Annotated in this window: 21 protein-coding genes; 10 read left to right on the top strand and 11 right to left on the bottom strand. The window is 71.8% G+C overall.

Translation table 11 applies throughout. The features are described from left to right. Nucleotides 1-18: 18 nt before the first annotated feature. The 3 genes from ACIBK6_RS09370 to ACIBK6_RS09360 are packed head-to-tail and all read right to left on the bottom strand — an operon-like array spanning nucleotide 19 to nucleotide 2,133. Nucleotides 19-876: an ABC transporter permease gene (locus ACIBK6_RS09370; protein WP_399050229.1), complete on the bottom strand. Its 858-nt coding sequence runs from the start codon at nucleotides 874-876 to the stop codon at nucleotides 19-21. Beyond that, nucleotides 836-1,672 (bottom strand): ATP-binding cassette domain-containing protein, encoded by an 837-nt coding sequence (locus tag ACIBK6_RS09365; RefSeq protein ID WP_399050227.1) that lies wholly within the window; start codon nucleotides 1,670-1,672, stop codon nucleotides 836-838. The genes ACIBK6_RS09370 and ACIBK6_RS09365 overlap by 41 nt, the downstream gene beginning before the upstream one ends. After that, nucleotides 1,669-2,133 carry a MarR family winged helix-turn-helix transcriptional regulator gene (locus tag ACIBK6_RS09360; RefSeq protein ID WP_399050226.1) on the bottom strand — a complete coding sequence of 155 codons (465 nt, stop codon included), beginning with the start codon at nucleotides 2,131-2,133 and terminating at the stop codon, nucleotides 1,669-1,671. The genes ACIBK6_RS09365 and ACIBK6_RS09360 overlap by 4 nt, the downstream gene beginning before the upstream one ends. A 186-nt stretch (nucleotides 2,134-2,319) precedes the next feature. Between ACIBK6_RS09360 and ACIBK6_RS09355 the strand changes: the two genes are divergently transcribed. From ACIBK6_RS09355 to ACIBK6_RS09335, 5 genes are all read left to right on the top strand, one after another. After that, complete coding sequence (locus ACIBK6_RS09355; protein ID WP_399050225.1) at nucleotides 2,320-3,468, top strand: hypothetical protein; 1,149 nt, start codon at nucleotides 2,320-2,322, stop codon at nucleotides 3,466-3,468. A gap of 88 nt (nucleotides 3,469-3,556) precedes the next feature. Then, nucleotides 3,557-4,231 (top strand): transcriptional regulator, encoded by a 675-nt coding sequence (locus ACIBK6_RS09350; protein WP_399050223.1) that lies wholly within the window; start codon nucleotides 3,557-3,559, stop codon nucleotides 4,229-4,231. Nucleotides 4,232-4,370: 139 nt separating this feature from the next. Then, nucleotides 4,371-5,918 (top strand): alpha/beta hydrolase, encoded by a 1,548-nt coding sequence (locus ACIBK6_RS09345; RefSeq protein ID WP_399050221.1) that lies wholly within the window; start codon nucleotides 4,371-4,373, stop codon nucleotides 5,916-5,918. A 121-nt stretch (nucleotides 5,919-6,039) separates the two neighbouring features. Next, nucleotides 6,040-7,515, top strand: a complete 1,476-nt coding sequence (locus tag ACIBK6_RS09340) for an MFS transporter (RefSeq protein WP_399050219.1) — start codon at nucleotides 6,040-6,042, stop codon at nucleotides 7,513-7,515. Then, entirely contained in the window at nucleotides 7,512-8,087 is a 576-nt protein-coding gene (locus tag ACIBK6_RS09335; protein ID WP_399050217.1) for a TetR family transcriptional regulator, read from the top strand. Before ACIBK6_RS09340 ends, ACIBK6_RS09335 begins: the two co-directional genes overlap by 4 nt. Before the next feature lie 13 nt (nucleotides 8,088-8,100). Here the strand turns inward: ACIBK6_RS09335 and ACIBK6_RS09330 are convergent, their stop codons facing one another. Together ACIBK6_RS09330 and ACIBK6_RS09325 are read right to left on the bottom strand one after the other, a co-directional pair. Beyond that, on the bottom strand, nucleotides 8,101-8,292 hold the full coding sequence (locus tag ACIBK6_RS09330; protein WP_399050215.1) for a ferredoxin: 192 nt from the start codon (nucleotides 8,290-8,292) through the stop codon (nucleotides 8,101-8,103). Nucleotides 8,293-8,322: 30 nt separating this feature from the next. After that, nucleotides 8,323-9,555, bottom strand: a complete 1,233-nt coding sequence (locus ACIBK6_RS09325) for a cytochrome P450 (protein WP_399050213.1) — start codon at nucleotides 9,553-9,555, stop codon at nucleotides 8,323-8,325. A gap of 212 nt (nucleotides 9,556-9,767) precedes the next feature. On the opposite strand from ACIBK6_RS09325, the gene ACIBK6_RS09320 reads away from it, so the two are divergent. Next, on the top strand, nucleotides 9,768-10,775 hold the full coding sequence (locus ACIBK6_RS09320; protein ID WP_399050212.1) for a cytochrome c oxidase assembly protein: 1,008 nt from the start codon (nucleotides 9,768-9,770) through the stop codon (nucleotides 10,773-10,775). A 4-nt stretch (nucleotides 10,776-10,779) separates the two neighbouring features. On the opposite strand, the gene ACIBK6_RS09315 is transcribed toward ACIBK6_RS09320, so the two are convergent. Beyond that, a complete protein-coding gene (locus ACIBK6_RS09315) occupies nucleotides 10,780-11,172 on the bottom strand; it encodes a hypothetical protein (protein ID WP_399050210.1) in 393 nt (130 codons plus the stop codon). Between the two features lie 83 nt (nucleotides 11,173-11,255). Next, nucleotides 11,256-12,026 (bottom strand): DUF2127 domain-containing protein, encoded by a 771-nt coding sequence (locus ACIBK6_RS09310; RefSeq protein ID WP_399050208.1) that lies wholly within the window; start codon nucleotides 12,024-12,026, stop codon nucleotides 11,256-11,258. 141 nt (nucleotides 12,027-12,167) lie between these two features. Here ACIBK6_RS09310 and ACIBK6_RS09305 point away from each other — a divergent pair, with 141 nt between their 5' ends. Further along, nucleotides 12,168-12,815: a YoaK family protein gene (locus ACIBK6_RS09305; protein ID WP_399050206.1), complete on the top strand. Its 648-nt coding sequence runs from the start codon at nucleotides 12,168-12,170 to the stop codon at nucleotides 12,813-12,815. Between the two features lie 198 nt (nucleotides 12,816-13,013). Next, on the top strand, nucleotides 13,014-14,450 hold the full coding sequence (locus tag ACIBK6_RS09300; RefSeq protein WP_399050204.1) for a PP2C family protein-serine/threonine phosphatase: 1,437 nt from the start codon (nucleotides 13,014-13,016) through the stop codon (nucleotides 14,448-14,450). Nucleotides 14,451-14,539: 89 nt separating this feature from the next. Here ACIBK6_RS09300 and ACIBK6_RS09295 read toward each other — a convergent pair whose 3' ends face one another. Next, nucleotides 14,540-16,033 carry a hypothetical protein gene (locus ACIBK6_RS09295; RefSeq protein ID WP_399050203.1) on the bottom strand — a complete coding sequence of 498 codons (1,494 nt, stop codon included), beginning with the start codon at nucleotides 16,031-16,033 and terminating at the stop codon, nucleotides 14,540-14,542. Between the two features lie 233 nt (nucleotides 16,034-16,266). On the opposite strand from ACIBK6_RS09295, the gene ACIBK6_RS09290 reads away from it, so the two are divergent. After that, nucleotides 16,267-17,400, top strand: a complete 1,134-nt coding sequence (locus ACIBK6_RS09290; protein ID WP_399050201.1) for an aminoglycoside phosphotransferase family protein — start codon at nucleotides 16,267-16,269, stop codon at nucleotides 17,398-17,400. Nucleotides 17,401-17,473: 73 nt separating this feature from the next. Here ACIBK6_RS09290 and ACIBK6_RS09285 read toward each other — a convergent pair whose 3' ends face one another. The 3 genes from ACIBK6_RS09285 to ACIBK6_RS09275 all read right to left on the bottom strand — a co-directional run bounded on the left by ACIBK6_RS09285 (nucleotide 17,474) and on the right by ACIBK6_RS09275 (nucleotide 22,714). Continuing rightward, the gene (locus ACIBK6_RS09285) at nucleotides 17,474-18,799 is read right to left on the bottom strand and encodes an N-acetylmuramoyl-L-alanine amidase (protein WP_399050200.1); all 1,326 of its coding nucleotides are present in this window, start codon (nucleotides 18,797-18,799) and stop codon (nucleotides 17,474-17,476) included. Between the two features lie 277 nt (nucleotides 18,800-19,076). Next, nucleotides 19,077-19,577, bottom strand: coding sequence for a hypothetical protein (locus ACIBK6_RS09280; RefSeq protein WP_399050198.1), 501 nt, complete (start codon nucleotides 19,575-19,577; stop codon nucleotides 19,077-19,079). Nucleotides 19,578-19,786: 209 nt separating this feature from the next. Continuing rightward, nucleotides 19,787-22,714, bottom strand: coding sequence for an ATP-binding protein (locus ACIBK6_RS09275; RefSeq protein WP_399050196.1), 2,928 nt, complete (start codon nucleotides 22,712-22,714; stop codon nucleotides 19,787-19,789). Nucleotides 22,715-22,990: 276 nt separating this feature from the next. Between ACIBK6_RS09275 and ACIBK6_RS09270 the strand changes: the two genes are divergently transcribed. Further along, nucleotides 22,991-24,052: an isoafricanol synthase gene (locus ACIBK6_RS09270; protein ID WP_399050194.1), complete on the top strand. Its 1,062-nt coding sequence runs from the start codon at nucleotides 22,991-22,993 to the stop codon at nucleotides 24,050-24,052. Nucleotides 24,053-24,224: the final 172 nt, after the last annotated feature.

Below are 24,224 nucleotides of genomic sequence, written 5' to 3'. Positions count from 1 at the left end.
GGATCATGATGGCAGCGCTCAGCGGGCCAGCCTGCCGAGCAGCGAGGACGCCGCCAGGATGCCGAGCGCCGCGGCGACCAGCAGGACCGCGTAGTCGAGGGCGAGATGGGACGGGGTGCCGAGCAGGAGTCCGCGCAGGGCGTCGACCTGGTAGCTCAGCGGGTTGCCCTTGCTGACGGCCTGGAGCCAGCCCGGCATGATCGACACCGGGTAGAGGGCGCTGGAGCCGAAGAACAGCGGCATGGTGATGGCCTGCCCGATGCCCATCAGCCGGTCGCGGGTCAGCACGATCCCGGCGATCGTCATCGACAGGCAGGAGAAGAACGCGGAGCCGAGGACCACGGCCGCGGCGACGCCGAGCAGCCGCAGCGGGTTCCACGTCATGGCCACGCCGAGCAGTGCGGCGATGACGATCACCACGACCGCCTGGATCAGCGCCTTGACTCCGGCCGCGAAGGCCTTGCCCGTGATCAGCGCCGAGCGGGGGGTGGGGGTGACGAGGAGCTTGGTGAGGATGCCCGAGTCCCGCTCCCAGATGATCATGATGCCGTAGAAGATGGCGATGAACATGGCGGACTGGGCGATGATGCCGGGCGCCAGATAGTCGATGTACGGGATGCCGCCGGTCGGGATCGCCTTGATGCGGGTGAAGGTCTCGCCGAAGATCAGCAGCCACAGGGCGGGCTGCACGGCACGGGTGTAGAGCTCGGCGCGGTCGTGCCGGAGCTTTTGCAGTTCGACCGCGCACAGGGCGCCGACCCGGGCGGGCAGCACGCGCCAGCCGGTGCGGGGCCGCGGCGGGACGAGCAGCAGGTCCAGCTCCCCGGCGGTGGTGTCAGCCGAGGCGGGACGCGGTGCGGCGGGTGCTGCGGACATCGCGGAAGTCACCTCCCTGGGTGTCGAGCCCACTGCCGGCGACATCGCGGAAGACGTCCTCCAGCGTGGGTACGGGATCGTCCGGGCCGGTTCCGCGGCGGCGTTCGCGCAGTTCGGCCCGCAGGCCGTCGGGGGTGCCGAGGGCGCGTATTCGGCCGCGGTGCATGAGGGCGACGCGGTCGCAGTACTGGTCGGCCTCGTCCATGTAGTGCGTGGTGACGAGCACGGTCATGCCGGTGGCCCGGCGTACGGCGTTGATGTGCTCCCAGACGCTAGTGCGGGCGATCGGGTCGAGGCCGATGGTCGGCTCGTCCAGCATGAGCAGGCGGGGCGCGCTGACCAGGGCCTGGGCGAGTTCGAGGCGGCGGATCATGCCTCCCGAGAAGGTGTTGGCCATGCGGTCGGCGGCTTCGGTGAGGTCGACGGCGTGCAGCGCCTGCTCGACGCGGCGGGCCCGCTCCCTGCGCGGGACGTCGAAGACGCGGGCGAACAGGGCGACGTTCTCCCGTCCGGTGAGGCCCGCGTCGGCGGACAGTTGCTGCGGTACGTAGCCGAGCAGGCGGCGCACGGCCATCCGCTCCCTGGCCGCGTCGTGCCCGAACACCCGGACCCGGCCGGCCGGCACCGGCAGCAGGGTGGTGATGCAGCGGATCGCGGTGGTCTTGCCCGCGCCGTTCGGGCCGAGCAGGCCGAAGACCTCGCCCGTGGTGACGGCCAGGTCGAGTCCGTCGACCGCTCTGGTCTCGCCGAACGCGTACTCCAGGCCGCTGCACACCACCGCGTCGTCGTCACTCATGGTCCCTCCGCTTCCTCGTGCAGGTTCTCGGCGAGCCGGCGCAGCGCGGGCAGGGCGGCGGCGAGCGCGGCCCGGTCGGCCGCGTCGAGCCGCGCCACCTGCTGCCGTACGAGCGCGGCGCGGCGCTGCTGCCAGTCGTGCAGCCGGGCGAGGGCGGCGGGGGTCGCGAAGAGCCGTACCGAGCGGCGGTCGCCCGGATCGGTCTCGCGCCTCAAGTACCCGTCCCTGACAAGCTGGTTGACGAGTGTGGAGACCGAATTGCCCGCGAGATACAGCTCCTTCGCGGCGGCCGACACCCCGATGCCGGGAGCGCCGGCGACGAGCCTGAGCAGTTCGACGTGGGCGCCGCGCAGCGGGGGCACGGTCAGGCCGCGGCGCAGTCGCCGCCGGACGAGCCGCTGGACACCGGCGAGCACATCGGCCAAGGAGTCGTCGAACGGTTCGGCCTCTTCGGCAGCCATGCACCTATTTTAGCTCTGAATAAGAGATATTCACCACACCCGTGCGGGGCCGCGCGGAGTGTGGTGACGAGCACATGTGGACCCGCTGTGCGAACGCGCCAGGGCGTCATGACATCGTTCCCCGGGGCCCCTCGCGCTCCACGGAACGCCATTCGCATCGGGCAGGGAAACAGGAGCTGAACGCACGTGCCGGCCATCAGTCAGAGGATGCATCTGATCCTGCTCGCCGCATGGACCGCGCTGTGGTTCGCCGTGGTGGAGCCCAACGGCGGCTTCTCCTGGCACTATCTGCGCGCGGGCGGCGAACTCATCTACCAGGGCCCCTCCGGCGACGGCACCGGCGGGCTCAACCTCTACGCCCACCATCCCGAGCTCCAGATGGGCCCGGTCAGCTTCCTGACGGCCGGGCTCTTCAACCCGTTCCCCGAGCGGACCGGTCAGTTCCTGGCCGCGCTGCTGATGTCGGTGCTCGGCCTGGTGATCGTGGTGCTTGCCGGGCGCAGCGCCGCCTGGCACTTCCTGGGGACCGGCACCAACCACCAGCGGCTGCGCCAGCGGGTGCTGATCGCCGGTCTCGCCTTCATCCCGATGTGGATCGAGGTGTCGGTCCGCTTCGGCCACCTCGACGACGTGCTCGCCCTCTTCTTCACGGCGCTGGCCGTCCGCTCGGTGACCCGGAACAGCCCGGTGGGCACGGGGGTGTGGCTGGCGCTCGCGATGGACTCCAAACCGACCGCGGTGACGTTCGCCGCGCTGCTCTTCGCCCTGCCGCGGCACCAGTGGCTGCGGGCGGGGCTGTGGTGCGCGGCGGTGGTCGCGGTCGCCTGGGCGCCGTTCTTCCTCAGCAATCCGCACTCGATGTCGGCCGCCGGTTTCGCGATACCCAACCAGCCCGCGTCGGCGCTGCGCTGGCTCGGCGTCGCGGATCCCCAGACGCCCGGCTGGGACCGGCCCGCCCAGGCGGCGCTCGGACTGCTGCTCGGCGCCTTCGCGGTGTGGCGCGGGCGGTGGGCGGCGGTGGTGCTGCTCGGCGCCAACGCGCGGATCGTGCTCGACCCCAGCGTCTACACGTACTACACGGCGTCGGTGCTGCTCGGGACTCTGCTGTGGGATGTGATCGGACAGCGCAGGCTGGTCCCGTTGTGGAGCTGGCTCGCGCTCCTGACGCTGTACGGGAGCGTGTTCGTGGTGCCGGATGACGCGGCGCGGGGGCTGATCCGGCTGGCCTTCGTGATCGTGTCCACGGCGTACGTGCTGCTGTGGCCGCAGCGCGACCGGACCCGGGACCGCCGGCGAAGGCGCCGGGGCGCCACCGAAGGCGCCCTGTCCACCTGAGGCCCGGACAGCGGTCGGCGGATACCCCCCTGGGCCGCGTGAGACGCTGGGCGGGACCGCACCGGCAGACTTGCGAAGAGGGTCCCCCATGACTCGTCAGACGCGTACGGCTGAGCACATCATCGCGGCCACGGCGGCCGAGCTCGCTCCCGCGGCGGACGCCAACCGCCTCGTCCCGCTCATCGAGGCCGGCTCGGCGCCGCTGTCCGCGCTCGCCCAACTCGCCCTGGAACAGCGCCACATCATCGTCTCCGACCGGCGCGCCTTCCTGTACCTCGCCGAGCGCGCGGGCAAGGGCACGGCGTGCGCGGAGTTCTTCGGCACGCTCGCCGAGGGCGAGACGCTGGCGCTGGAGCGGCTCGGAGCCTACGAGGCGGCCTGCGGCCTCACCCCGGAGGCGATCGGACAGTACGAGCCGCAGGCGGGCTGCCAGGCCTATCCGGCGTATGTGGCGTGGCTGGCGCTGAACGGCGAGCCGCCGAGCGTGGCGCTGGCCCTCACCGCCAACTTCGCGGCTTGGGGCGGCTATTGCGCGCGGGTGGCCGCGGCGCTGCGCGCCCGGTACGGATTCACCGACGAGGCCTGCGGTTTCTTCGACTTCTTCGCGGGCCCGGCGCCGGAGCTCGAACGCCGGGCCGTCGCGGCCGTCGCCGCCGGATCGGACGACGAGCACGGCGAGGGCGTCGCCGACGGGCTGCACCACGGGCGGCTGCTCCAGGCGTACGAGTCGATGTTCTGGAACACGCTCGCCGAGCGCGCCTGAGGCACTCCCGCCCCCGGGGTGGCACTAATGCCACCCCGGATCGGGGTGGTGGCGGGATCGAGGCGGGGGCTCCGGGCGGTGGACGATCTACTCGACCGATCCGCAGCAAGGGGAGCAATCCCAACGGGGAGCCAAGCACATGCAGTTGTTCAAGAAGCCGGTCCGCTGGGCCGCGGCCGCCGCGTGCGGTCTGCTCGCCGCGGCGGCACTGCCGGCCGGTGCGGCGAGCGCCGCCGCCAAGGGCGCGACGCCGCCCGTGCCCGACCGCTACCGCCATCAGAAGCTCGACTGGCAGCCCTGCGTGTCCGGCGCGCTGGAGTGCGCGACGATGTCCGTGCCCCGGGACTGGTACCACCCGGACGCCGGGCCGAGCCTCAGCATCCAGGTGTCCCGGCACAAGGCCGCCGATCCGGCCAAGCGGCGCGGCGTGCTCATGATGGCGGCCGGCGGGCCGGGTGCCTCGGGCCTCCCGCGCCCGGCCAACCTGGCCAGGGGCAGCGCGAAGCTGGCGGCGGCGTACGACATCGTCAGCTTCGACCAGCGGGGCGTCGGCGCGAGCACCAACGTGGTCTGCTCGGACCAGGACACGGTCGACGCCTTCTTCACCAGCGGCGATCTGCGGGACCGCTCCGACCAGGCGGTGCGGGCGACGTTCGACCGGGCCCGTGACTTCGTGCGGGACTGCGAGCGCAATTCGGGCGGGCTGCTGCCGTACATCACCACCGACCAGGCCGTGCACGACATGGATCTGTACCGCGCGCTGCTCGGCGTGGACAAGGTGTCCTACTACGGCCCGTCCTACGCGTCCTTCCTCGGGGCGTACTACGCGACCGAGTTCCCGCGCCACGTGGAGCGGGTCGTCCTGGACAGCAACGTCGACTTCACGGGCAGCTGGGAATCGTTCCTGGTGGGGCAGCCGATGAGTTTCCAGCGCCGGTTCGAGCAGGACTTCCTGCCGTGGCTGGCGAAGAACGACGCGACGTACCACCAGGGCCGCACGCCCGCCGAGGCCAAGGCGTCCTACGAGCGGCTGCGGGCCGCGCTGCACGACCACCCGCTCGACATCGAGGGCACGCTCATCACGCCCAACCAGCTCGATGTCGCCGCGACCAACGCGATGTACGAGGCGAACGGCGGCTTCCAGATGCTCGCCGCGCAGATGGGCGTGCTCGAACATCCCGACAGCGCCTCGGCGGACGCGAGGAAAGCCGTCGCCAACCAGATGAAGCACCCCATGGGCGCCAACTTCTTCGCCGACTTCTTCTCGGTCACCTGCGGCGACACCCCGTGGAAGCGGGACGGCCGCTACTGGGTGGACAAGAGCGCCGAGGCCACCCGCGACAACCCCCTTGCCGGAGCACGGGAGTTGACGTTCACCGCGATCTGCGCGAACTGGCCGCGGACGAAGGCGCCGCACATCAAGGTGACCGGCAAGGGCCTGCCGCCCGTCCTGATGCTCAACTCGACGCACGACCCGGCGACCTACTACGAGAGCGCGGAGCGCGCCCACCGCGGTCTGGCGGGCTCGCGTCTGATAACCGTGAACGACGGCGACCACGGCCAGTACCAGAACGGCAACGCGTGTGCCGACGCGTACGTCGACAGCTACCTGGTCGACGGCGCGATACCGGCCGAGGACACCACCTGCGCGGGCGTCCCGCTGCCGGAGCCCGCCGCACGCGGCTGACGCCGGGCGGCGAGAACTCCCCGCAGGACGGGAACCAAGGGGTGCACAGGCGTTTACCCTGGGGGGGTGAACGGCCGTGCACCCCTGCGCGTGCCGTCCGGTGCCTGCCGTACGGAGAGTCATGCCCCCAGCGATACCCGCGGCCGCCGCGCCGGCGCACCCCCGCTTCTTCGTCGGGGTCCTGGCGTTCTGCGGGGTGGTCGTGGCCCTCATGCAGACGCTGGTGGTACCGCTGCTTCCGCATGTGCCCGCACTGACCGGCAGCACCCCGGCCGCGGCGAGCTGGCTGGTCACGGTCACGCTGCTGACCGGGGCGGTCTTCACCCCGGTGCTCGGCCGGGCCGGCGACATGTACGGCAAGCGGCGGGTGCTGCTTCTCTCGCTCGGGGTGCTCACGGCCGGGTCCGTGATGTGCGCGGCGAGCTCGCACATCGGGATGCTGATCGCGGGCCGCGCGCTGCAGGGCGCCGCGCTCGCGGTGATCCCGCTGGGCATCAGCATCATGCGCGACGAGCTCCCGCCCGCGAAGGTGCTCTCCTCGGTGGCCCTGATGAGTTCGACGCTCGGGATCGGGGCCGCCATCGGGCTGCCGGTGGCCGCGCTGGTCGTCGAGCACTTCGACTGGCACACCATGTTCTGGGCGTCGGCCGTGCTCGGGGTGCTCGACATCGCCCTGGTGCTGGCCTGCGTACCGGAGTCGCCGCTGCGCTCGCGCGGCCGGTTCGACGCGGTGGGGGCGCTCGGCCTCTCGGCGGGCCTGATGGCCGTGCTGCTCGTCATCACCCAGGGCGCCGACTGGGGATGGACGTCCCCGCGCGCCCTCGCGCTGCTCGGCGCGGCCGTGGTCATCTGGCCGCTGTGGGGCGCGTACGAGCTGCGCACCCGCTCCCCGCTGGTCGATCTGCGGGTCTCCGCGCGGCCCGCGGTGCTGCTGACCAATGTGGCGGCGCTCCTGATCGGGTTCGCCTACTACGCCAACTCGCTGGTGACCGCGCAGATGGTGCAGGAGCCCAGGAGCACCGGGTACGGGCTCGGCGCCTCCATCGTGGTCAGCGGGCTCTGCCTGCTGCCGGGCGGCCTCGCGATGGTGGCGCTCTCCCCGGTGTCGGCCAGGATCTCGGCGGCGTACGGCCCGAAAACGACGCTCGCCCTTGCGGCCGCGGTCATGGCGGTGGGTTATGTGGTGCGGTTCTTCACCAGTCACAGCCTGCCGATGATCATCGCCGGGGCCACGGTCGTGTCCTGCGGCACCGCGATCGCGTACTCGGCGCTGCCCGCGCTGGTCATGCGCGCGGTGCCGGTGAGCGAGACGGGCGCCGCCAACGGGCTCAATACGCTGATGCGGGCGGTCGGGCAGGCCTGCTGCGCGGCGGTGGTCGCCGCGGTGCTCGCCAACCTGACGTTCCGGGCCGGCGGGCTCACGGCGCCCACCCTGCACGCCTATCTCCTGGTGTTCCTGATCGCGGCCGGTGCCGCGCTCGCCGCGCTGCTCGCCACGCTGTGCCTGCCGGGCCGCGGCACGCCGGTGACCGGTAGCGTCGGGGCGGACCGTCCGGCGGGCGCGACGGGACGTACGACGGCCGAGGAGAGCGCATGACCGGGCGACAGGCCACCGGTGTGGACACGGAGAGCGGCAGGGACGCGATCCTGCGTGCGGCGCGCCGGGCGTTCACGCTGCACCCGTACGCCGAGGTCACGATGCGCCGGATCGCCGCCGACGCGGGGGTGAGCGCCTCCCTCATCGTCAAGCGGTTCGGCAGCAAGGAGCGCCTGTTCCACGCGGTCGCGGACTTCGGGCCCGCCGCCGACGAGCTGTTCGCGGCGGCTCCGCAGGCGCTGGGGCGGCACCTGGTACTGACGATGGTACGGATGCGCCGGGAACAGCAGGGGGATCCGCTGCTGCGGGCGGTGTTCTCGCTGGGGAACGTGGATGAACGCACCCTGCTGCGGGAGCGGTTCCGCGAGCAGGTCACGTCCCGGCTGGCCGGTCAACTGCCCGGTGGGAACAGGGAGTTGAGGGCCGAGTTGATCGCCGGTCTGTTGCTGGGCCTGGGCGCGACCCTGAGTCTGCACCGGCCGGGCGCCGGGGAACGCGCCACGCCCGAGCAGCTGGCGGATCTGTACGCGCCGGCTGTGCAGCGTCTGATCACCGGCTCCGACCAGTGGTAACCGGTGCTTGCCGTCATTCCTCCAAGGTGATGGCCTGCACGGGGCAGGCCCGGGCGGCTTCGCGGACCAGCGGGTCGCCGCCGCCGTCCGCGCGGCCGGGCAGCAGTTCGCTGAACCCGTCGTCGTCCTGGGTGAAGACGCCGGGGGACGTCAGCACACACTGCCCTGCGCCGATACAGACGTCCTGGTCGATACTGATCCGCATGTGCGGCTCCTTGTGCGTTGGCCCCGACTGCTACCAGGCGACGGGGAGTTCGAGCATTCCCTGAATGGTGTCACCCGGCTTGAACGGAATCCGGTCGGCGGGCACCGCGAGTCGCAGCCCGGGCAGCCGGTCGAAGAGGGAGCGCAGTGCGATCTCCATCTCGGCCCGCGCCAGGTTCTGGCCCAGGCACTGGTGGATACCGAAGCCGAAGGCGACGTGGTGGCGGCTGGAGCGGTGCCAGTCGAGGAGGTCGGGATCGTCGTAGGCGGCGCTGTCCCGGTTGATGATCGACGTCGAGAAGACGACGCCCTCGTCGGCGCGGATCGTGTGGCCGCCGATCTCGATGTCCTCCAGGGCGAGGCGCAGCATCCCGTCGGCGATCGACAGGAAGCGGAGCAGTTCCTCGACCGCGGACGGCATCAGCGCCGTATCGGAGCGCAACTCGGCCAGCTGCTCGGGGTGTTCGAGGAGCGTGAACGTACCGAGCGAGATCATGTTGGCGGTGGTCTCGTGGCCGGCGACGAGCAGGAGGGTTGCGAACTCCACCAGTTCCTGCCGGTCCAGCGTCCCTTCGTTCAGGCGCTGCTCGATGAGCTCGTCCAGCAGCCCGTCGCCGCGGTCCTGCTGTTTGCGGTCGATCAGCCTCCCGAAGTAGTCCTCCAGGGCGTCGCGGGCCGCCTCCGTGTCGGCGGCCCCGGGCCCGCGCAGCAGCTTGCGGGACTGCGCCTCGAAGAACTCGTGGTCCTCGTACGGGACGCCGAGCAGGGCGCAGATCACCATCGACGGCACCGGCAGCGCGAACGCGCTCACCAGGTCGGCGGGCGGCCCCTGCGCGACCATGTCGTCGAGCAGCCGGTCCACGGTCCGCTGGATCTGCGGCCGCAGCGAGGCGGTGCGTTTGAGGGTGAAGCTCGGGATCAGCATCCGGCGCTGGGTGGCGTGCTCGGGATCGTCCACGCCGAGCAGCGCCGTGCGGCGCCTGCCGACCCCGCGGAAGCGGGCCGTGGGGAACGGGAAGGCACTGCTCTCCCGGTTGGAGGAGAGCCTCGGATCGGCGAGCAGGGCGCGCGCCTCGGCGTGTCCGGTGACCATCCATACGGAACGGCCGTCGTAGAGGCGGACGCGGGCGAGCGGGCGCTCGTCGCGCAGTGGCTGATATGCGGTGGGCGGGTGGTAGGGGCAGCTGCGGTCCGCCGGGAAGGCGACGCTGCCGGTGTCGGTGGCGGTGTGGTCGGTGTCGATGCTGGTGTTGCTGCCTGTCATGTCGACCTCGCAAGCGAAGGGTTTCCGTCTTGCCGATCTCCACTACATGCCTCAGGCACCTATGACGTCTACACGTTCTTCGGCCGATTCCGGGCCGTCGAACGGACGCTCCCACGGCCCGCCGGAGGGGCCGGTGCGAGCGCCGCCGGACGGCGGAGCTAGCGTGTGTGCGGCCCGTCGTACGTCACGGGCCGGTGAGGAGATCGAGCCGGATGTCTGGGATGGCGCTGAGCGGGGCCGTGGTGGCAAGCCTGCCCGAGCTGACCACGGGACGGCTGCTGACGGTGTGGGAACCGGACGCGGCGGCGCTGCTGCTGATCGCCGTCCTGGGCGGTCTCTACGGCTGGGGCGTGCTCCGGCTGCGTCGCCGGGGCGAGCACTGGCCCGCCCTGCGGACCGCGGCCTTCGCGCTCCTCGGCCTCGGCACGCTGGCCGTCGCGACGATGTCCGCGCTCGCGGTGTACGACACCGCGCTGTTCTGGCCGGCCGCCGTCCAGAACGTGCTGCTCGACCTGATCGCGCCGCTCGGTCTCGCGCTCGGCGATCCGCTGCGGCTCGCGGCAAGCGCCCTGCCCGAGCGCGGCGCGCGGCGGCTGCGCGGCGCGATGGCCGGCCGCCTGGTGCGCTTCCTCACCTTCCCGCTGGTCAGCTCCGCGCTGGTGCTCTCCAGCGAGCTGTGCATCTACTTCACGCCGTACTTCGAGACGGCGCTGCGCCACGGCGCGCTGCACGAGCTGATGTACCTCCAGCTGCTGCTCGCGGGGAGCCTGTTCGTGCTGCCGGTGCTCACCCGCGAGGAGGCGCTGCCCGCCTGGTGCAACCATCCGGTGCGGGCCGCGCTCGTCTTCCTCGACGGGCTGATCGACGCGGTGCCCGGCATCGTGGTGATGACGCACAGCACGCTGATCGCGGGCGCCTGGTACCTGCATCACGCGCCGGCGTGGGCGCCGGACGTCCAGCGGGACCAGCAGCTCGGCGGCGGCGCGATGGTCACCATCGCCGAGCTGGTGTCGCTGCCGTTCCTGCTCGCGATCCTGGTGCAGTGGTCGCGGGCCGACCGCGCCCAGCGCGCGGTGCTCGACCGGCGCCTCGACGTGGAACTGGCTCCGGCCGCCCCTGTCGCGGGACGGCCGGAGGAAGCGGAGCTCGTGCGGCCCTGGTGGGAGACCGACGGCGGTACCGTCGGCCAGCGGATGCGTCACCAGCGCCCTCAGGACTGAGCGGTCAGTGCCTGTTGCGGCGCCTGCGCAGCCGGCTCACGATGAACCAGATCACGAACACGACGAACGCGATGAAGAGGAGCACCAGGACCAGCAGGAAGATCCCGAGCTTCTTGAGGAAGCTGCTCTTCTTCTTGACCTTCTTCGACGCGGTCACGCTGGACTTCTCGGCCACCGTATGGCGATCTGTGTGTCCCGCGGCTTGGAGCGGCCGGGCCGCGTCCCGTACTGCGCCGGCCTGGTGAGCCGCCGCCGCGACCGTGGTCCGCGGCGCGGCCTCGGCGGTCACCGGGCCCGCCACCAGGGCGGTGCCGAGCAGCAGGGCGAGCAGCACCGCCGCGCGGCGCAGCGGCCGCTGGGCGGCCTTCGAAGTGGCCGTGGACTGCGATTCGTTCATGATGGGTCATCCCCCAAGGACGCTGGGTGCGGCTGCCTGCCGCACGCTGCTTGTATCTGTACCCGTCGCGCGCACCGTACGCGTCAGCCGTGCGCCGGGACGCCCGCCGTGGTCTCCACTTCCAGGAGCGAGGCGCTGTGCCGTTCCGCCTCGAAGGCGGCGTGACCGCCCCGGAGCCCGAACAGCCGCTTGGCGAGCAGGATGTAGAGGACGGCGAGGATGTTGATCGTCAGGGTGACGATCTTCACCCAGCTGATCTTGTCGGTGAGTTCGTAGATCTCCAGCGGCAGGAACGCCGCCGTGGCGACGACCGTCAGGTACTCCGCCCAGCGCTTGGCCCGCCACAGGCCGACGCCCTCGACGATCTCGATCAGCGCGTACACGAACAGCGCCACGGCGACGATCACCAGGGTGGAGTGCTTGTAGTTGAAGGTCTTCTGGATGGTGCCCACGACCGGCGAGTGGTCGAGGTCGTAGTGGAAGTGGCGGAAAACCGGCCGGAAGACGTCGAGGTACTCGTCGAAGAACCGGCGCACCGAGTCCTGGCTGTTGCTGAACTTCCACACCGCGATCGCCACGAGCACGATGAACACGCCGCGCACCGCCCGCTCGACGGCCAGGAAGCGCAGGATGAACAGATCGCGCAGTACCTTGCCGCGCGGCACCAGCGGGGCCTCGTCCGCGGGGCCGGTTCCGTGCGGTTCACCGAGGGCGAAGTCGCCGCAGCGCAGACAGCGCCAGGCCTCGCCGAGACCGGTCTCGGCCCGCAGCCGGTCGCGCAGTACGGCCTCCTGCGGCGCGTAGGTGACATGGCCGCGGCGCGCGCAGGTGCGCCGGTCCCAGTCGATCTTCATTCTCTTCCTCCCGTGAGGCCCGCGAGAGCGGGCCGGTGTGCTCACCAGGGACCGTAGTGGACCCTTGTCGTGGACTCGCCATGGGGGCGGGATCGGGGCGCCGTGACGCGTCCGCATCTTCAAGGAGACGAGAATGCCCTGATGAGTTCCGCGAACACGACAACTTCCCCCGCCGGGGAGAACGAACCGGCCCTTCTTGTCCTGTCGGCGGCCTCCGGCGCCACCGACGCCTTCGCCTTCCTGTGCCTGGGGAAGGTGTTCGCGGGGGTGATGACCGGCAATCTCGTCCTGGTCGGCGCGTCCGTGGGGGCCGGGGACCGCGATGTGGCGCCCCGGGCCCTGACCGCGCTCGTCGGGTACGCGCTCGGCGCGGCCGGGGCGGCCGTCGCCGGACACCGGATCACGCCGCGCCTGCTGCTGATGGCCGAGACCGTGCTGCTCGCACTGGCGGCGGCCGGCTGGTCGCTGGGCCTCGGCCGCTCGCTCGGCTCCCAGCTGGTGCTGCTGGTCGCGGTCTCCCTCGCGATGGGGGTGCAGGCGCGGGCATGGGGCACCCCGACCACGTACTTCACCGGTACGTTCACCGGGCTCGCGGGGCGGCTGGCGAAACGCGCACCGCGCCGCTCGGACCGCTGGGTGGCGGCACGGCTCGCGGCCGTGGTGGCGGGGGCGGCCGCCGGCTCGCTGACCGCCTGGTGCTGGTCCCCCGTCACGGGCGCGGTCGCCGCTCTGCTGTGCGCGGCCGCCCTCGCCACCCGGCTGCCCCAATATGCTTCGCCCCAGGGGTAGTTGCAGGTTTCCACCGCCGCGGGCGCCGCTCCGGGCCGGGCTCGCGGGAGGTCGATCCGGAGGCCTTTGGCATATACCAGAAGCACCACCGTATCGAGTGTTGCCAAATCCCTTACGGGGCATCGCTCCCTGTGCAACAGTCGTAACCGGTCCACATCACCAGACCAAAGCTCTACCGCGGCCGCATCGGAGAACGTCATGCCGTCCCATCTGTTCGCGGACCGACCCGCTCCGCAACCGCCCGAGCGGGGCACGGTCGACGCACTGATCACGCAGACCCGCCGGCTGCGCGGCGGGCTTGACGCGGTGCGCCGCGAAGCGCTCGTGGACGATGACGACGACGCACAGGGGCGCTGGCAGCGCGCGCTGTGCGATCTGGCGGCCCATCAACTGGACGATCTGGGCTCCCACTTGGGCCAGCTGCGCGAGGGGCTGACCGCCGAGGAGGAGGACGCGGCGGTGCTCGCCGCCGAGAGGTCCTTCCACGGCGAGCCGGACACCGAATCGCTGCTCAGCCGCGTCGGCAGCGCCGAATGGAACCTGCTCACCGACGAGGTGAGCTGGTCGCAGGAGCTCTTCCAGATCTTCGGGCGCTCCCCCGCGAGCGGCGGCATGTCGCTCGACGAACTGCCCACCATGGTGTTCGCCGAGGACCAGGCGCTGCTCACCGCGATGGTCACGGCCTGCCTGGTGGACGGCCGGCCCATCGACGGGGAGTTCCGGATCGTACGGGCCGACGGAGGGGTCCGCACGCTCCACATGATGGGCGAGCCGGTGCTGGACGCCGACGGCTGCACCGCTTCGATGTGGGCCGTCCTGCGCGATGTGAGCGAGCTGCGGCGAAGTCAGCGTGCCGTGCGGGAGAGCCGCGACTGCCTGCAGCGCCAGCGCCGCATCGCGCAGACCGAGCACCGGCTCGCGGTAGAGCTGCAGGAGGCCGTACTGCCACCGTGGCGCGGCTCCCTGCGGCTCCCGCACGGCGGTCCCGGCGCCCTCGACATCGCCGCGCACTATCTGCCCGCCACCACCAGCGCCCTGATCGGCGGCGACTGGTACGACGCTCTCGAACTGCCCGACGGGTCCTCTTTACTGACCGTCGGCGACCTCACCGGCCACGGTGTGACGGCGACCGGCGCCATGGCGATGCTGCTCGGCGCGCTGCGCGGAATGGCCGTCGCGGGCCTGGCGCCCGGCCCCCTGATGGGCCACCTCAACCAGCTCCTTGAAACGACCGTGCAGCCCGCCCTGGGCAGTGCGGTCTGCTGTCGTTACGAGCCCGCGCGGCGCAGGCTCTTCTGGGCCCAGGCAGGCCACCCCGCCCCGCTGCTGTTCCGCGACGGGACGGGGCACGCCCTCGGCGCACCGGAGGGCGTCCTGCTCGGCGCCACCCATGGAGCCGCCTACGGGCAGGCCGAACTCACCCTCCGCGCGGGCGACTTGCTCGTCCTGCACACCGACGGGCTGACCCGGCAGAGTGCGTCCGAGGAGTCCCAGCAGCGCAGGCTGCTCGACCTCGCGCCGCTCTTCGACGGGGTCCGCACCGCTCAGGACTGCGTGCGGATGATCACCGAGGAGTTCGGCGAGCACGAGCGCGAGGACGACGCCTGCGTGCTGGTGGCCCGCATCGGGGCCTGAGGCCCACCGGCACCGGGTCCTGACCCGGCCGGCGGAGGAACGGCCCGAGGGGGGCCGGGGGGTTGTACGCGTCCGACGTACAACCCCCTCTAGATGTCCGCGATCCGCCCCCGCTTGGACGGCGACTGGGGCATGGCCAGCTCGATCTCCTGGCGCAGGTCCTCGATCTTCGCGTAGCCCGCGTACTGGCCCGTGAGCCGGTACATCTCGCGCAGCCGGTCCCAGGTGCGGTGCGAGGAGGTCTCCCCCATCGACACCAGGGCCAGCCGGGCATAGCGGTCCGCCTGTTCCGGGTCGTCGGCGATGAAGCAGGCCGACGCCAGCGAGATGTAGTCGAAGATCTTGGAGCGCTGACGGCCCCCCACCCGCAGTTCCAGCGCCTGCTTGGCGTGTTTCTGCGCGATGGCCGCCGCGGCCGGCTCGTGGTCGGCGAGGGTGCGGAAGGCGAGGGCCTCCATGCCGTGCAGGTCCGCCTCGTCGAACATCTGCATCCAACTGGGCGGCGGCACATCGCCTTTGTCGGAGACGAACAGCTCCTCGGCCTCGCCGAGGGTGCGGCGCATCGCCTGACCGTGCCCCAGCGACGCCTGGGCCCACGCCTCGATGGTGTGCAGCATGGCGCGGGTGCGCGGCAGGGTCTCCTCGCCGGAACCGGACTTGGCGAGCTTCATGAGGTCGAGGGCCTCGCCGGGGCGGCCCAGGTGGACCATCTGGCGGGCGGCCCGCGAGAGGGCCTCACCGGCCCGCGGGCGGTCGCCGCCCTCGCGGGCCGCGTGGGCCGCGATGACGAAGTACTTCTGCGCGGTGGGCTCCAGGCCGATGTCGTGGGACATCCAGCCCGCGAGCACGGCGAGGTTGGCGGCGACGCCCCACAGGCGGCGCTGGAGGTGGTCGGGGTGGCGGTAGGCGAGCATGCCGCCCACCTCGTTGAGCTGGCCGACCACCGCCTTGCGCTGGAGTCCGCCGCCGCGGGAGGCGTCCCAGGCGCGGAAGACTTCGACCGAGCGCTCCAGCGCGTCGATCTCCTGCGACCCGATGGGGGCGGCCTCGTAGCGGTCGAACCCGGCGGGGTCGATGCGCAGCGGGTCTTCGATACGGGGGGCGTCGGCGGACAGTACGGGGTCGGTGTGCAGCCAGTCGGACATGGCGCTGCTGAGTACGGAACCAGTGGCGAGCGCGGCGCCCGCGCCCACCAGACCGCGTCGGTTGAGCATGAGGTCCATTCCCGTGAATTCGGTGAGGACCGCTGCCGTCCGTTCGGGCGCCCACGGAAGGCCGTCCGGATTCTTGATGTTCCTGACGTCGTTCCGCTTTCCAGCGCGCCCGTGCCGGTCGAACCCGAGATCCTCGATGGTCACGACACGGCCGAGCCGCTCGGTGAACAGCGCCGCCAGCACCCTGGGCACCGGATCGCGCGGGGTCTCCCCCAGGTCGATCCAACGCCGCACCCGCGAGGTGTCGGTGGCCAGTTGGGGGTGGCCCATGGCCGCCGCCTGCCGGTTCACCAGTCGCGCGAGTTCACCCTTGGACCATCCGGCGAGGCCGAACAGGTCGTTCAGGCGGGTGTTGGGTTGTCCGCTCACGTCAAGCCCCCAGGTTCTCGGCTGAGTTGACAGTAATCCCCCTGTCAGATGCGGCGCGAGTATTCGCCACCGTTCGCCAGGGTGCGCCAGATGGTGTGCCACCCGCGGCCGGGTGTCAGGTAAGAGAGCGCCACCCCGACTCGGGGGCCGGACCCCATTCCCCAGGGTGCGGCTCGGCCACCGGGGCGGGTAGCGCACGCAACTTGCCGGCACACGAAGGGATCTGTCACCCCATGTACACAGCATCGTCCTCCGTGTCCGCCCCGCCCCGTCCGCACCGTCCCCTGGGGGCGGGCGGCGGACCGTACCTCGACCCCACCCACGCCGCACCGGCGTACGGCGCGGGCCGCATGCCGCGCCGCCCCGGGGCGGGCACCCAGCCGCTCAGCGGCAGAATCGACCTGTCCGGCCCGCAGGGCGCCCAGCTGCGCATCGCGATCGCGTCGGTGCACCGCATCTGCCCGGAGTTCAATCCGGTGCAGGTGATGCGGCACAGCGGACGCTCGGTGCTGATCGTCGGCACCACAGGACGCACGACGGCCGTCGCCAAGTGTTTACTGGACCACTCGCCCGCCTGGGCCGAGCGGTTCCGGCACGAAATAGCTGCGTACCGGGCCTTCGTCCGGCACCGTCCACCGGTGCGGGTGCCGCGGCTGATCGCCGCCGATCCCGACAACTGCACCCTGGTGATCGAACGGATGCCGGGCCGGGCGGCGGCCCTGACGCGCCACCCCGTGGAGGCCCCGCCACGGGCAGATGTACGGGCCGCCCTCGGTGCGGTCGGGCGCGTCAACGCCTGGCGGCCGCCCGCCGAGATGTTCGGCAGGCCGCTGGAGTACGCGCCGCGGATCGCCCGCTACCACGAGCTCGGACTGTTCACCGACCGGGATCTGAGTGACCTTCAGAAACTGGTGCACGGTCTGGCGGCGTCGGGCCGGGTCTCCTGGCAGTTCTCGCACGGCGACGCGCTGCTCTCCAACATCCTGCTGTCGCCTGCCGGTCCGGTCCTGGTCGACTGGGAGCACGCCGGCTGGTACCTGCCCGGCTACGACCTGGCGACGCTGTGGGCGGTGCTCGGCGACGCTCCGATGGAGCGGCGGCGGATCAGCCAGGCGGCGCAGGCGGCGGGCCCCGCTTCGCGGGACGCCTTCCTGGTGAACCTGATGCTCGTACTGACCCGGGAGATCCGGACGTACGAGACGGCGGTGCAGCGCACGATGCGGGAGGCGGCACCGGCGAGTCCGGCGCAGGCACCCCCGCCGGGTGTGCTGTCCGCCGGGGAGCAGCAGCGGCTGCTGCTGCGCAGGCTGCACGACGACTGCGCGCTGGCGCGGCGGGCCGTGCGGGCGGCGGTCGGCACACGCTGACCACCGGGCAGAGGGGGAAGCGCGCTGCGCGTCCAGTGCCGACACACTGGGCGCGCAGCGCACTGTCGTCGCGCTAGCGCACCCGGACGACGTCCACGTCGGACGCCTTCACGAAGGCGATCCGGTGCCCGATCTGCACGGTCACATAGGCGGTGCCGCCGGGGAAGTACGTGTGGTCGTAGGGGTACGACGAGTCGATGGTGGGGGCGTAGTAGTAGCCCGCGGGCGCCTGGCCGCCGCCGGGGTAGGACTGGCCGGCCTTGATGGTGTAGCCGAGCGGGGTGCCCACGTGCGGCGCGGTGAAGTCCGCCGGGTAGTCGGAGGCCGCCGGATAGGCGGTGCCGTACACCGGCACGTCGGTCAGGCCCGGCTTGGGGCGTACGACGTGGCCGGCGGTCGGGGTGGTGGTGCGGGTGTGCTCGGGGCTCTGGAACCAGGCCTTCTGGCCGTACCACCAGATCGCGGTCCAGCCGGGTTTCCGTTCGGCGACCACGGCCTGCTGGGTGGCGCTGATCTTGCTTCCCCAGTCGTTGGCGCAGTTGGTGCCGGGCTGGCCGGGCGGATGCAGTGCGGGGTCGGCGAACAGCGGGGCGGTGGTGGCGGGTTCGGTGTACAGCGGGACCGCGCTGCTGGGCTGGACGGGCAGGTCGATGTTCTTCTCGCAGTCGCGGATCGCCTGGAGGTTCCGCTTGAACTCCGGGTTGATCGTGACCAGTTGACTGCTGGGCCGGGCGGTGGGCTCGGTGGGTCTGCCGAGCAGGGTCATGAAGTGGTTCCAGTCCCAGTACGGGCCCGGGTCCCAGTGCATGGCCCTGGTGCCGGCCGCGGTGGTCGGCGGCACGTTGTCGTGGCCGATGATGTGCTGGCGGTCGAGCGGGATGTCGTATTTGGCGGCGAGGTAGCGCACCAGGGCCGCCGTCGAGCGGTACATCTCGGGCGTGTACCACTGGGCGCCCCCGGTGGCGAAGCCCTCCTGCTCGATGCCGATGGAGTGGGTGTTCAGGTACCAGTTGCCGGCCTGCCAGGCGACGTCCTTGGTCTTCACCATCTGCGTGACGTGGCCGTCGGCGGAGCGTACGACGTAGTGCGCGGAGGCGGCGCGGGTCGGGTCCTGGAAGATCTTCAGGGTGCTGGCGAAGGTCTCTTCGGTGTCGTGCAGGACGATGTACTTGATCTTGTTGGTGTGCGGCCGGTCGGAGCGGTCGTAGTTGCCGTACGCCTCCTTGTTGGCGGGGGCGCCGGTCTGCTGGTAGGCCGCCGGGACCCAGTCGCACGTCAGGACGCGGGGGCATTCGGTGCGCTGCCCGGCGGCGCTCGCCGGTGCGACGGGGCCGGTCAGGGCGAGGCCGAGGGTGCCGGCCGTCGCGAGCGCGAGTCTGGTCCGCTGCTTGGACGTCATGGGACAACCTTCCTGCCGGGAGGTGCACGCGGGGCTCTCTCGCCGTGCGGCGAGTGCGGTACGCGCGGACACTCTGTGACCTGAGGTGACGGCTCGTCAAGAGCCCCTTCACCGGCCCGACTTGTACCAGTGGCCCAGACCTCTGACGAGCGTCTGACCTGTTGGTGGCGCGGACCCGGGAGGCCTGCGGGCCGGATTCACCCGGCCGGGGGCATGAAGCAGCCCGGCACCTGGACGGAGGTGCCGGGCTGTGGGACGGAGCGCCAGGGGGCGGCGCTCAGCTCTGCTGGAAGAGCTCAGCGGGGAGCGGCTTCAGGAGCGCGTACAGGTCGTCGGTGATCGGCCGGTCCCAACTGGCGATCGTGACGAGGACGTTGTCGCTGCGGTCGAACTGCACGCAGGAGATGCGGCTTTCGGAGAGCTTGAGGCGGCGCACGATGAGGAGGTTGTCTCCCTGCATCACCGGCATGTCCTCGGTGTCCACGACCTCGACGGGCTCGTCATTCTCCAGCGCCACGAGCAGCTGGGCGACCTCGAAGGGCACCTGTCCCTCGGCCATCTCGCGGGCCGGGGAGCCCTCCGGCAGATTGCCGATGATCATCGCCGGGCCGCGCCCGCCGAACAGGTCGTAGCGCAGGAAGACACCCTGGCAGCTGCCGTCGGGGGCGGGCAGCAGACCGGCGCCCAGGTTGCCGGGCCAGTCACCCGGGTCCATGGCCAGGACGTCGAAGTCCGGGCCCGCGGGAGTGGCGGCGCTGCGGCGGCGGAGGAAGGACATGCCGTCAATGGTACGTGGCGGAAGCGGTCCGGCGGAGCCGGGGCCGGGGGCCGCGGCGGGTCGGACGTCTCTTCCGCGGCGGCGGGCGGGGGGCGCCTGTGCGGGGCCGCGGCGGGTCGCCGGGCAGCGGATGCGGCACGGCCCCGGCTCCCCTGCCATCGGGTGGCTCGGGGGCCGGGGCCGTGCCGGGGTGGTTCACACACAGGCTCTCAGTGGCCGGGTACTCCTCTCAGGCCGGAGCCGCGGGTCTGGCAGGGCAGCAGGCCCGCCAGGCCGTCCCGGTTGGTGCCGAGCTTGCGGAAGGCGCCGGACAGGAGGAGCTCCACCGTTCGTTCCTTGGTGCCCAGCTCTTCCGCGATCCGCCGGTTGTCCCAGCCCTGGGCCGCCCGCTCGGCCACCGCCTTCTCCTGGGAGGTGAGCGAGTCCGAGTCGACGGCCCTCAGCTGGAGCGGGCGCAGACCGGAGGCGGCCAGTTCCTCGCGGGCCCGTGCGGCCAGCGCGTCGGCCCCGCAGAGCGCGGCGCTCTCCAGGCCGCGCATCAGGAGGTCGGCGGCGTCCTGGGGCAGTCCCGCGCGGCTGAGCATCGCACCGTGGTCGACCAGCGCCTGGGCCAGCTCGAACGCGGCCGGAGACCGTTCGAGATGGCGGACGGCCTCCGCCATCAGGGCCAGGCTGTCGGCGCCCGAGGCCACCTTGGCGGCGGCGTGCAGGGCGCGGCCGATGGCGCCCGGGGTCCCGAACCGCCGAGCGGTGTCGACGGCTTCCTGCGCGATCTCGGCCGCCTCGGCAGGATCGGTGTGGGCGATCGTCTGGGCGAGCAGCGGCCGCCACGGGCACCACATGGGGTTGCGCATGCCCCGGGGTTCGAGCCTGCGGCCGACCGCCCGCAGCCGTTCCTCGGCGTCGGTGCGCAGCCCCCGGGCGATCAGCAGTTCGCTGTAGACGGTCTCGGAGTCGGGGTAGACGACGGCGTTGGGCACGACCTGCCCGTAGTTGTAGCGGTCGGAGAGTTCCTGGGCCTCCTGGATGCGGCCGCGGCCGAGCAGGATCTCGATGAGGATGCCGAGCGCGAACCACTGGGCGGGGACCTGCTGGCCGACCCGGTCGGCGATCCGCAGTCCGCTGTGCACCAGGGCCTCGGCCTCGGCGAGCCGGCCGCGGTGGAACTTGATGTAGCCGAGCAGGGTGAGCCCGAAGGAGAGGTGTGCGCCGCGCCAGCCCTTGCGCTCGCATTCGGCGATGCCCTGGTTGAACAGCTCGTCGGCGCGGCCGGGCTGGTCGCAGTACATGAAGGTGAGCGCGACCAGGACCGGGACCTCGAAGCCCCAGTTCTCGTCGGTCCACTCCAGCCCGCCCTCCAGGGCCTCCTCGGCGTACCGCAGGGCGGTGTCGGCGGGTTCGCCGCGCACCATCGCGTCCCAGGCGCGCAGGCCGAGGATGTAGCGCTCGGCCTTGCCGCGGCCGGTGAGGTGGTCGGCGAGCCGGGCGAGGCTTCGGGAGCGGGCCGGGGAGTCCTCCTCGTCGGCGCGGAACGCGTTCCACTGGAAGGTCTCGGCCTGCATCCGCAGCCGGGTGCGGGCGCTGGTGGACCGCTTGGCCTCGGCGGCGACGGTGGCCGCGGCCTCTCCCATGCGGTCGGTGTGCGCGAGGGCCTGGGCCAGCTTGTAGGTGATGGCTTCGCGCAGTTCCGGGGCGAGTTCGGTCTCTTCGAGGGCCGCCTTGAGGTGGTTGACGGTGGTGGCGGGTTCGTTGAGCAGGGCCGAGCAGCCGAGCTCGAAGAGCACCTCGGCGCGTTCCTCCAGGGCGGGTGGTTCGCGCAGGGCGCGGGCCAGACAGCGCCGGGCCGCGTCCGGAGCACCGGCGCGCAGGTAGTCGCGGGCGGCCGCCCTCAGCTGCCGCACCGCCCACCGGTCGTTCTCGGGGTGCATCTCCAGGATGTGCCGGGCCGCGACCGTCGCGCCGAGCCCGGCCTCGGTGACGGCGAAGGCCGCCTGGCCGTGCATGGCGACCCGCATCGCTGCCGGGATGGCCCGGTAGACGGCGGTGCCGACGAGCGGGTGGAAGAACTCCAGACGCGTGGATGCGTCCTGCGGTCCGGCCAGGATCCGGGCCTCGCGCAGCCGGTCGACGGCGTCGGACATCTCCTCGGCGCCGAGTCCGGCGACGCCGCCCGCCATGTCCCGGTCGGCGTCGGTGCCGAGCACGGCGACGGCCCAGGTGAGCCGCCCCGCGGAGGGGCCGAGCCGGTCCAGTCGGGCGATGAGGCCGCTGCCGCTCACGGCGGAGGCCAGTTCGCGCAGTTCGCCGGCGTTGACGTACTGCGGTTTGAGTCCGCGGTCGCGGATCCTCGCGATGAGTTCGACGGCTTCGTACGGGTTGCCCGCGGTGAGTGTCCAGCATTCGCGGGTGAACAGTTCGTCGGCGCCCTCGCCGATCACGTCCTGCACCAGTCCGGCGACGGCGGCCGGGGTGAACGGCGAGAGGTCGAGCGGGCGTGAGCCGTGCCGGGTGGCCAGGCGGTGGAACTCGTCGGCGTGGCGCGGGAGTTCCTCGGGCCGGTAGGCGACGACGATCAGCAGGGGCAGGTCGGTGGCGCGCAACGCGAACGAGCTGAGCCAGGCCAGGGTCTCCTCGTCCGCCCAGTGCGCGTCGTCCACCACGAGCACCACAGGTGCGTTCTGGACCGCGAACCGGGTGATGAGCCAGTCGAGGCCGTCGCGGACGCCCTGCGGGTCGGGTGCGACGCCGCTGCGTCCGGCGATCAGCCCGACCGCCGGCGCGACGATGTCGTACCAACTCCCCAGTATTTTCCGGCGCTCCTCCTCGCTCACCGCCGCGAGCACCGGCTGCACGAGCTGGCGTACGACGTGGAACGCGACGCCTTCCTCCTGCTCGTTGCCGCGGGCGGCGAGCAGGGTGCAGCCGCGGGCCGCGGCTTTTCGGCGTACCTCCGCGACCAGTGTGGTCTTGCCCAGGCCTGCCGCACCGGCGATGGCGAGCAGTCCGCCGTTGGGCGCGCTCCCTTCGCCCGCGCGGTCGCACAGGTCGTTCAACATGCTGTCGAACAGCAGCAGTTCATCGTCGCGCTCAAAGAGCGTCCGGCGCGGAAGTCCGCCCCGGCCCCTCGTCTCCGCCACAGCGGTCCCCTTCTGGCAGTAGCAGCGAGCCTACGCCCCCGGACACGTACCGTGACATGAATATCCAACCTCCGTCAGCTCGTTGGGGTTTTGTGTTGGCCGAATCGAGTGGACTACTGGGCTCGTTCTGTCAATAAGGGGCGCGGGACGTTGCCCCGTACGCCCCTGGCGCGCTGACGGGCTCCGGCGCAATGCGACTTCTCGCAGGCCAGGGATCGGTCGAAAATTGGACGATTGAATAACGTACGAAGCAGAGCGCTAAGGAGGCGGTGCCGCATGGGCAGCATTGGCAGGGTCCGGTCGACCCGGACGCGGACCGGGCTCGTGGACATCCCCTTCCCGGCCCGGCGCCATGTGCGGCACGGTCTGGCGCGGCGGCACACGCTGGACTGGCTGCATCAGTTCGGCATGCTGGCCGGGGAGCAGGCGACCGCCGAGTACGACGCGATGGGCCTGGAGCGTCTGATGGCGTATTTCTATCCTGACGCCTCGGACCAGCATCTCGCCCTGGCCACCGACCTCAACGCGTGGTTCTTCGTCTTTGACGACCAGTTCGACGGGCCGCTGGGCAAGCGCCCCGAATTCGTGCTGCGCCAGGTCGACACGGTGCTGCACACCATGAGCGACGAGCCGCCGGTGCCGGGCGAGGCCACGAACCGGCTGGCCGAAAGCTTCCGTGACCTCTGGCAGCGGGTGACGGCGGGCACCCCGCTTCTGTGGCAGGACCGATTCCGCGGCCACTGGCGGGAGTATCTGACGGCATATCACTGGGAGGCGCTGAACCGGACGCGCAACGGCACGCTGTCGCTCCCCGGATTCCTGCGCGGCCGCCGGGACTCGATAGGCGTGCAGCCCTGTCTGGACCTGGTGGAGCGCTGCGGCGGCTACACGCTCCCCAAGGAGCTGCACGAGGGGGAGCCGCTGGCCGAGATGCGGGAGATCACGGCCGATGTGGTGATCTTCGTCAACGACATGGTGTCCGTGGACAAGGAGCTGGCCGCGGGTGACGTCAACAACAGCGTCATCATTCTGCTCAGGCAGGAGATGTGCACCGTCGACCAGGCGGTGCGGCGGGTGGCCAAGCTGGCCAACACCCGGCTGGCCCGCTTCCAGGAGCTCACCGCCGAACTCGACGCCCGGCTCGCCGAGACCGCACTCCCCGAGCAGGTGCGGTCCCAGGTGGACGACTACGTCGAGGGCATGCGGGCCCTGATGAGCGGCAACCTGGCCTGGTCCCTGGAGACCGCCCGGTACGGTGCGGCGGGCATCGCCGCCGTCAGCGAGGGCCGCCAGCGCCCCTGGGCCCGGCTCTTCCCCGAGCAGGCCGCCGAGGGGTGACCCGGTCAACCGGCCTGCACGCCAAGGAGGTTGAGGCCGGAGCGGTGCGGGGGCCCCGCCCCCCCCCCCCCCCGGGGGGGGGGGGGGGCCCCCCCCCCCCCGGGGCCCCCCCCGAGGTCTGGGCACTGGCGCGGGCGGCGGGGGGTATGACCTAGAGCGGCCCCCGGCGGGG

The sequence above is a fragment of the Streptomyces sp. NPDC050485 genome (assembly GCF_044458185.1).
In the GTDB taxonomy this organism is placed as follows: domain Bacteria; phylum Actinomycetota; class Actinomycetes; order Streptomycetales; family Streptomycetaceae; genus Streptomyces.
This window is presented reverse-complemented; position numbering and strand designations above follow the sequence as displayed.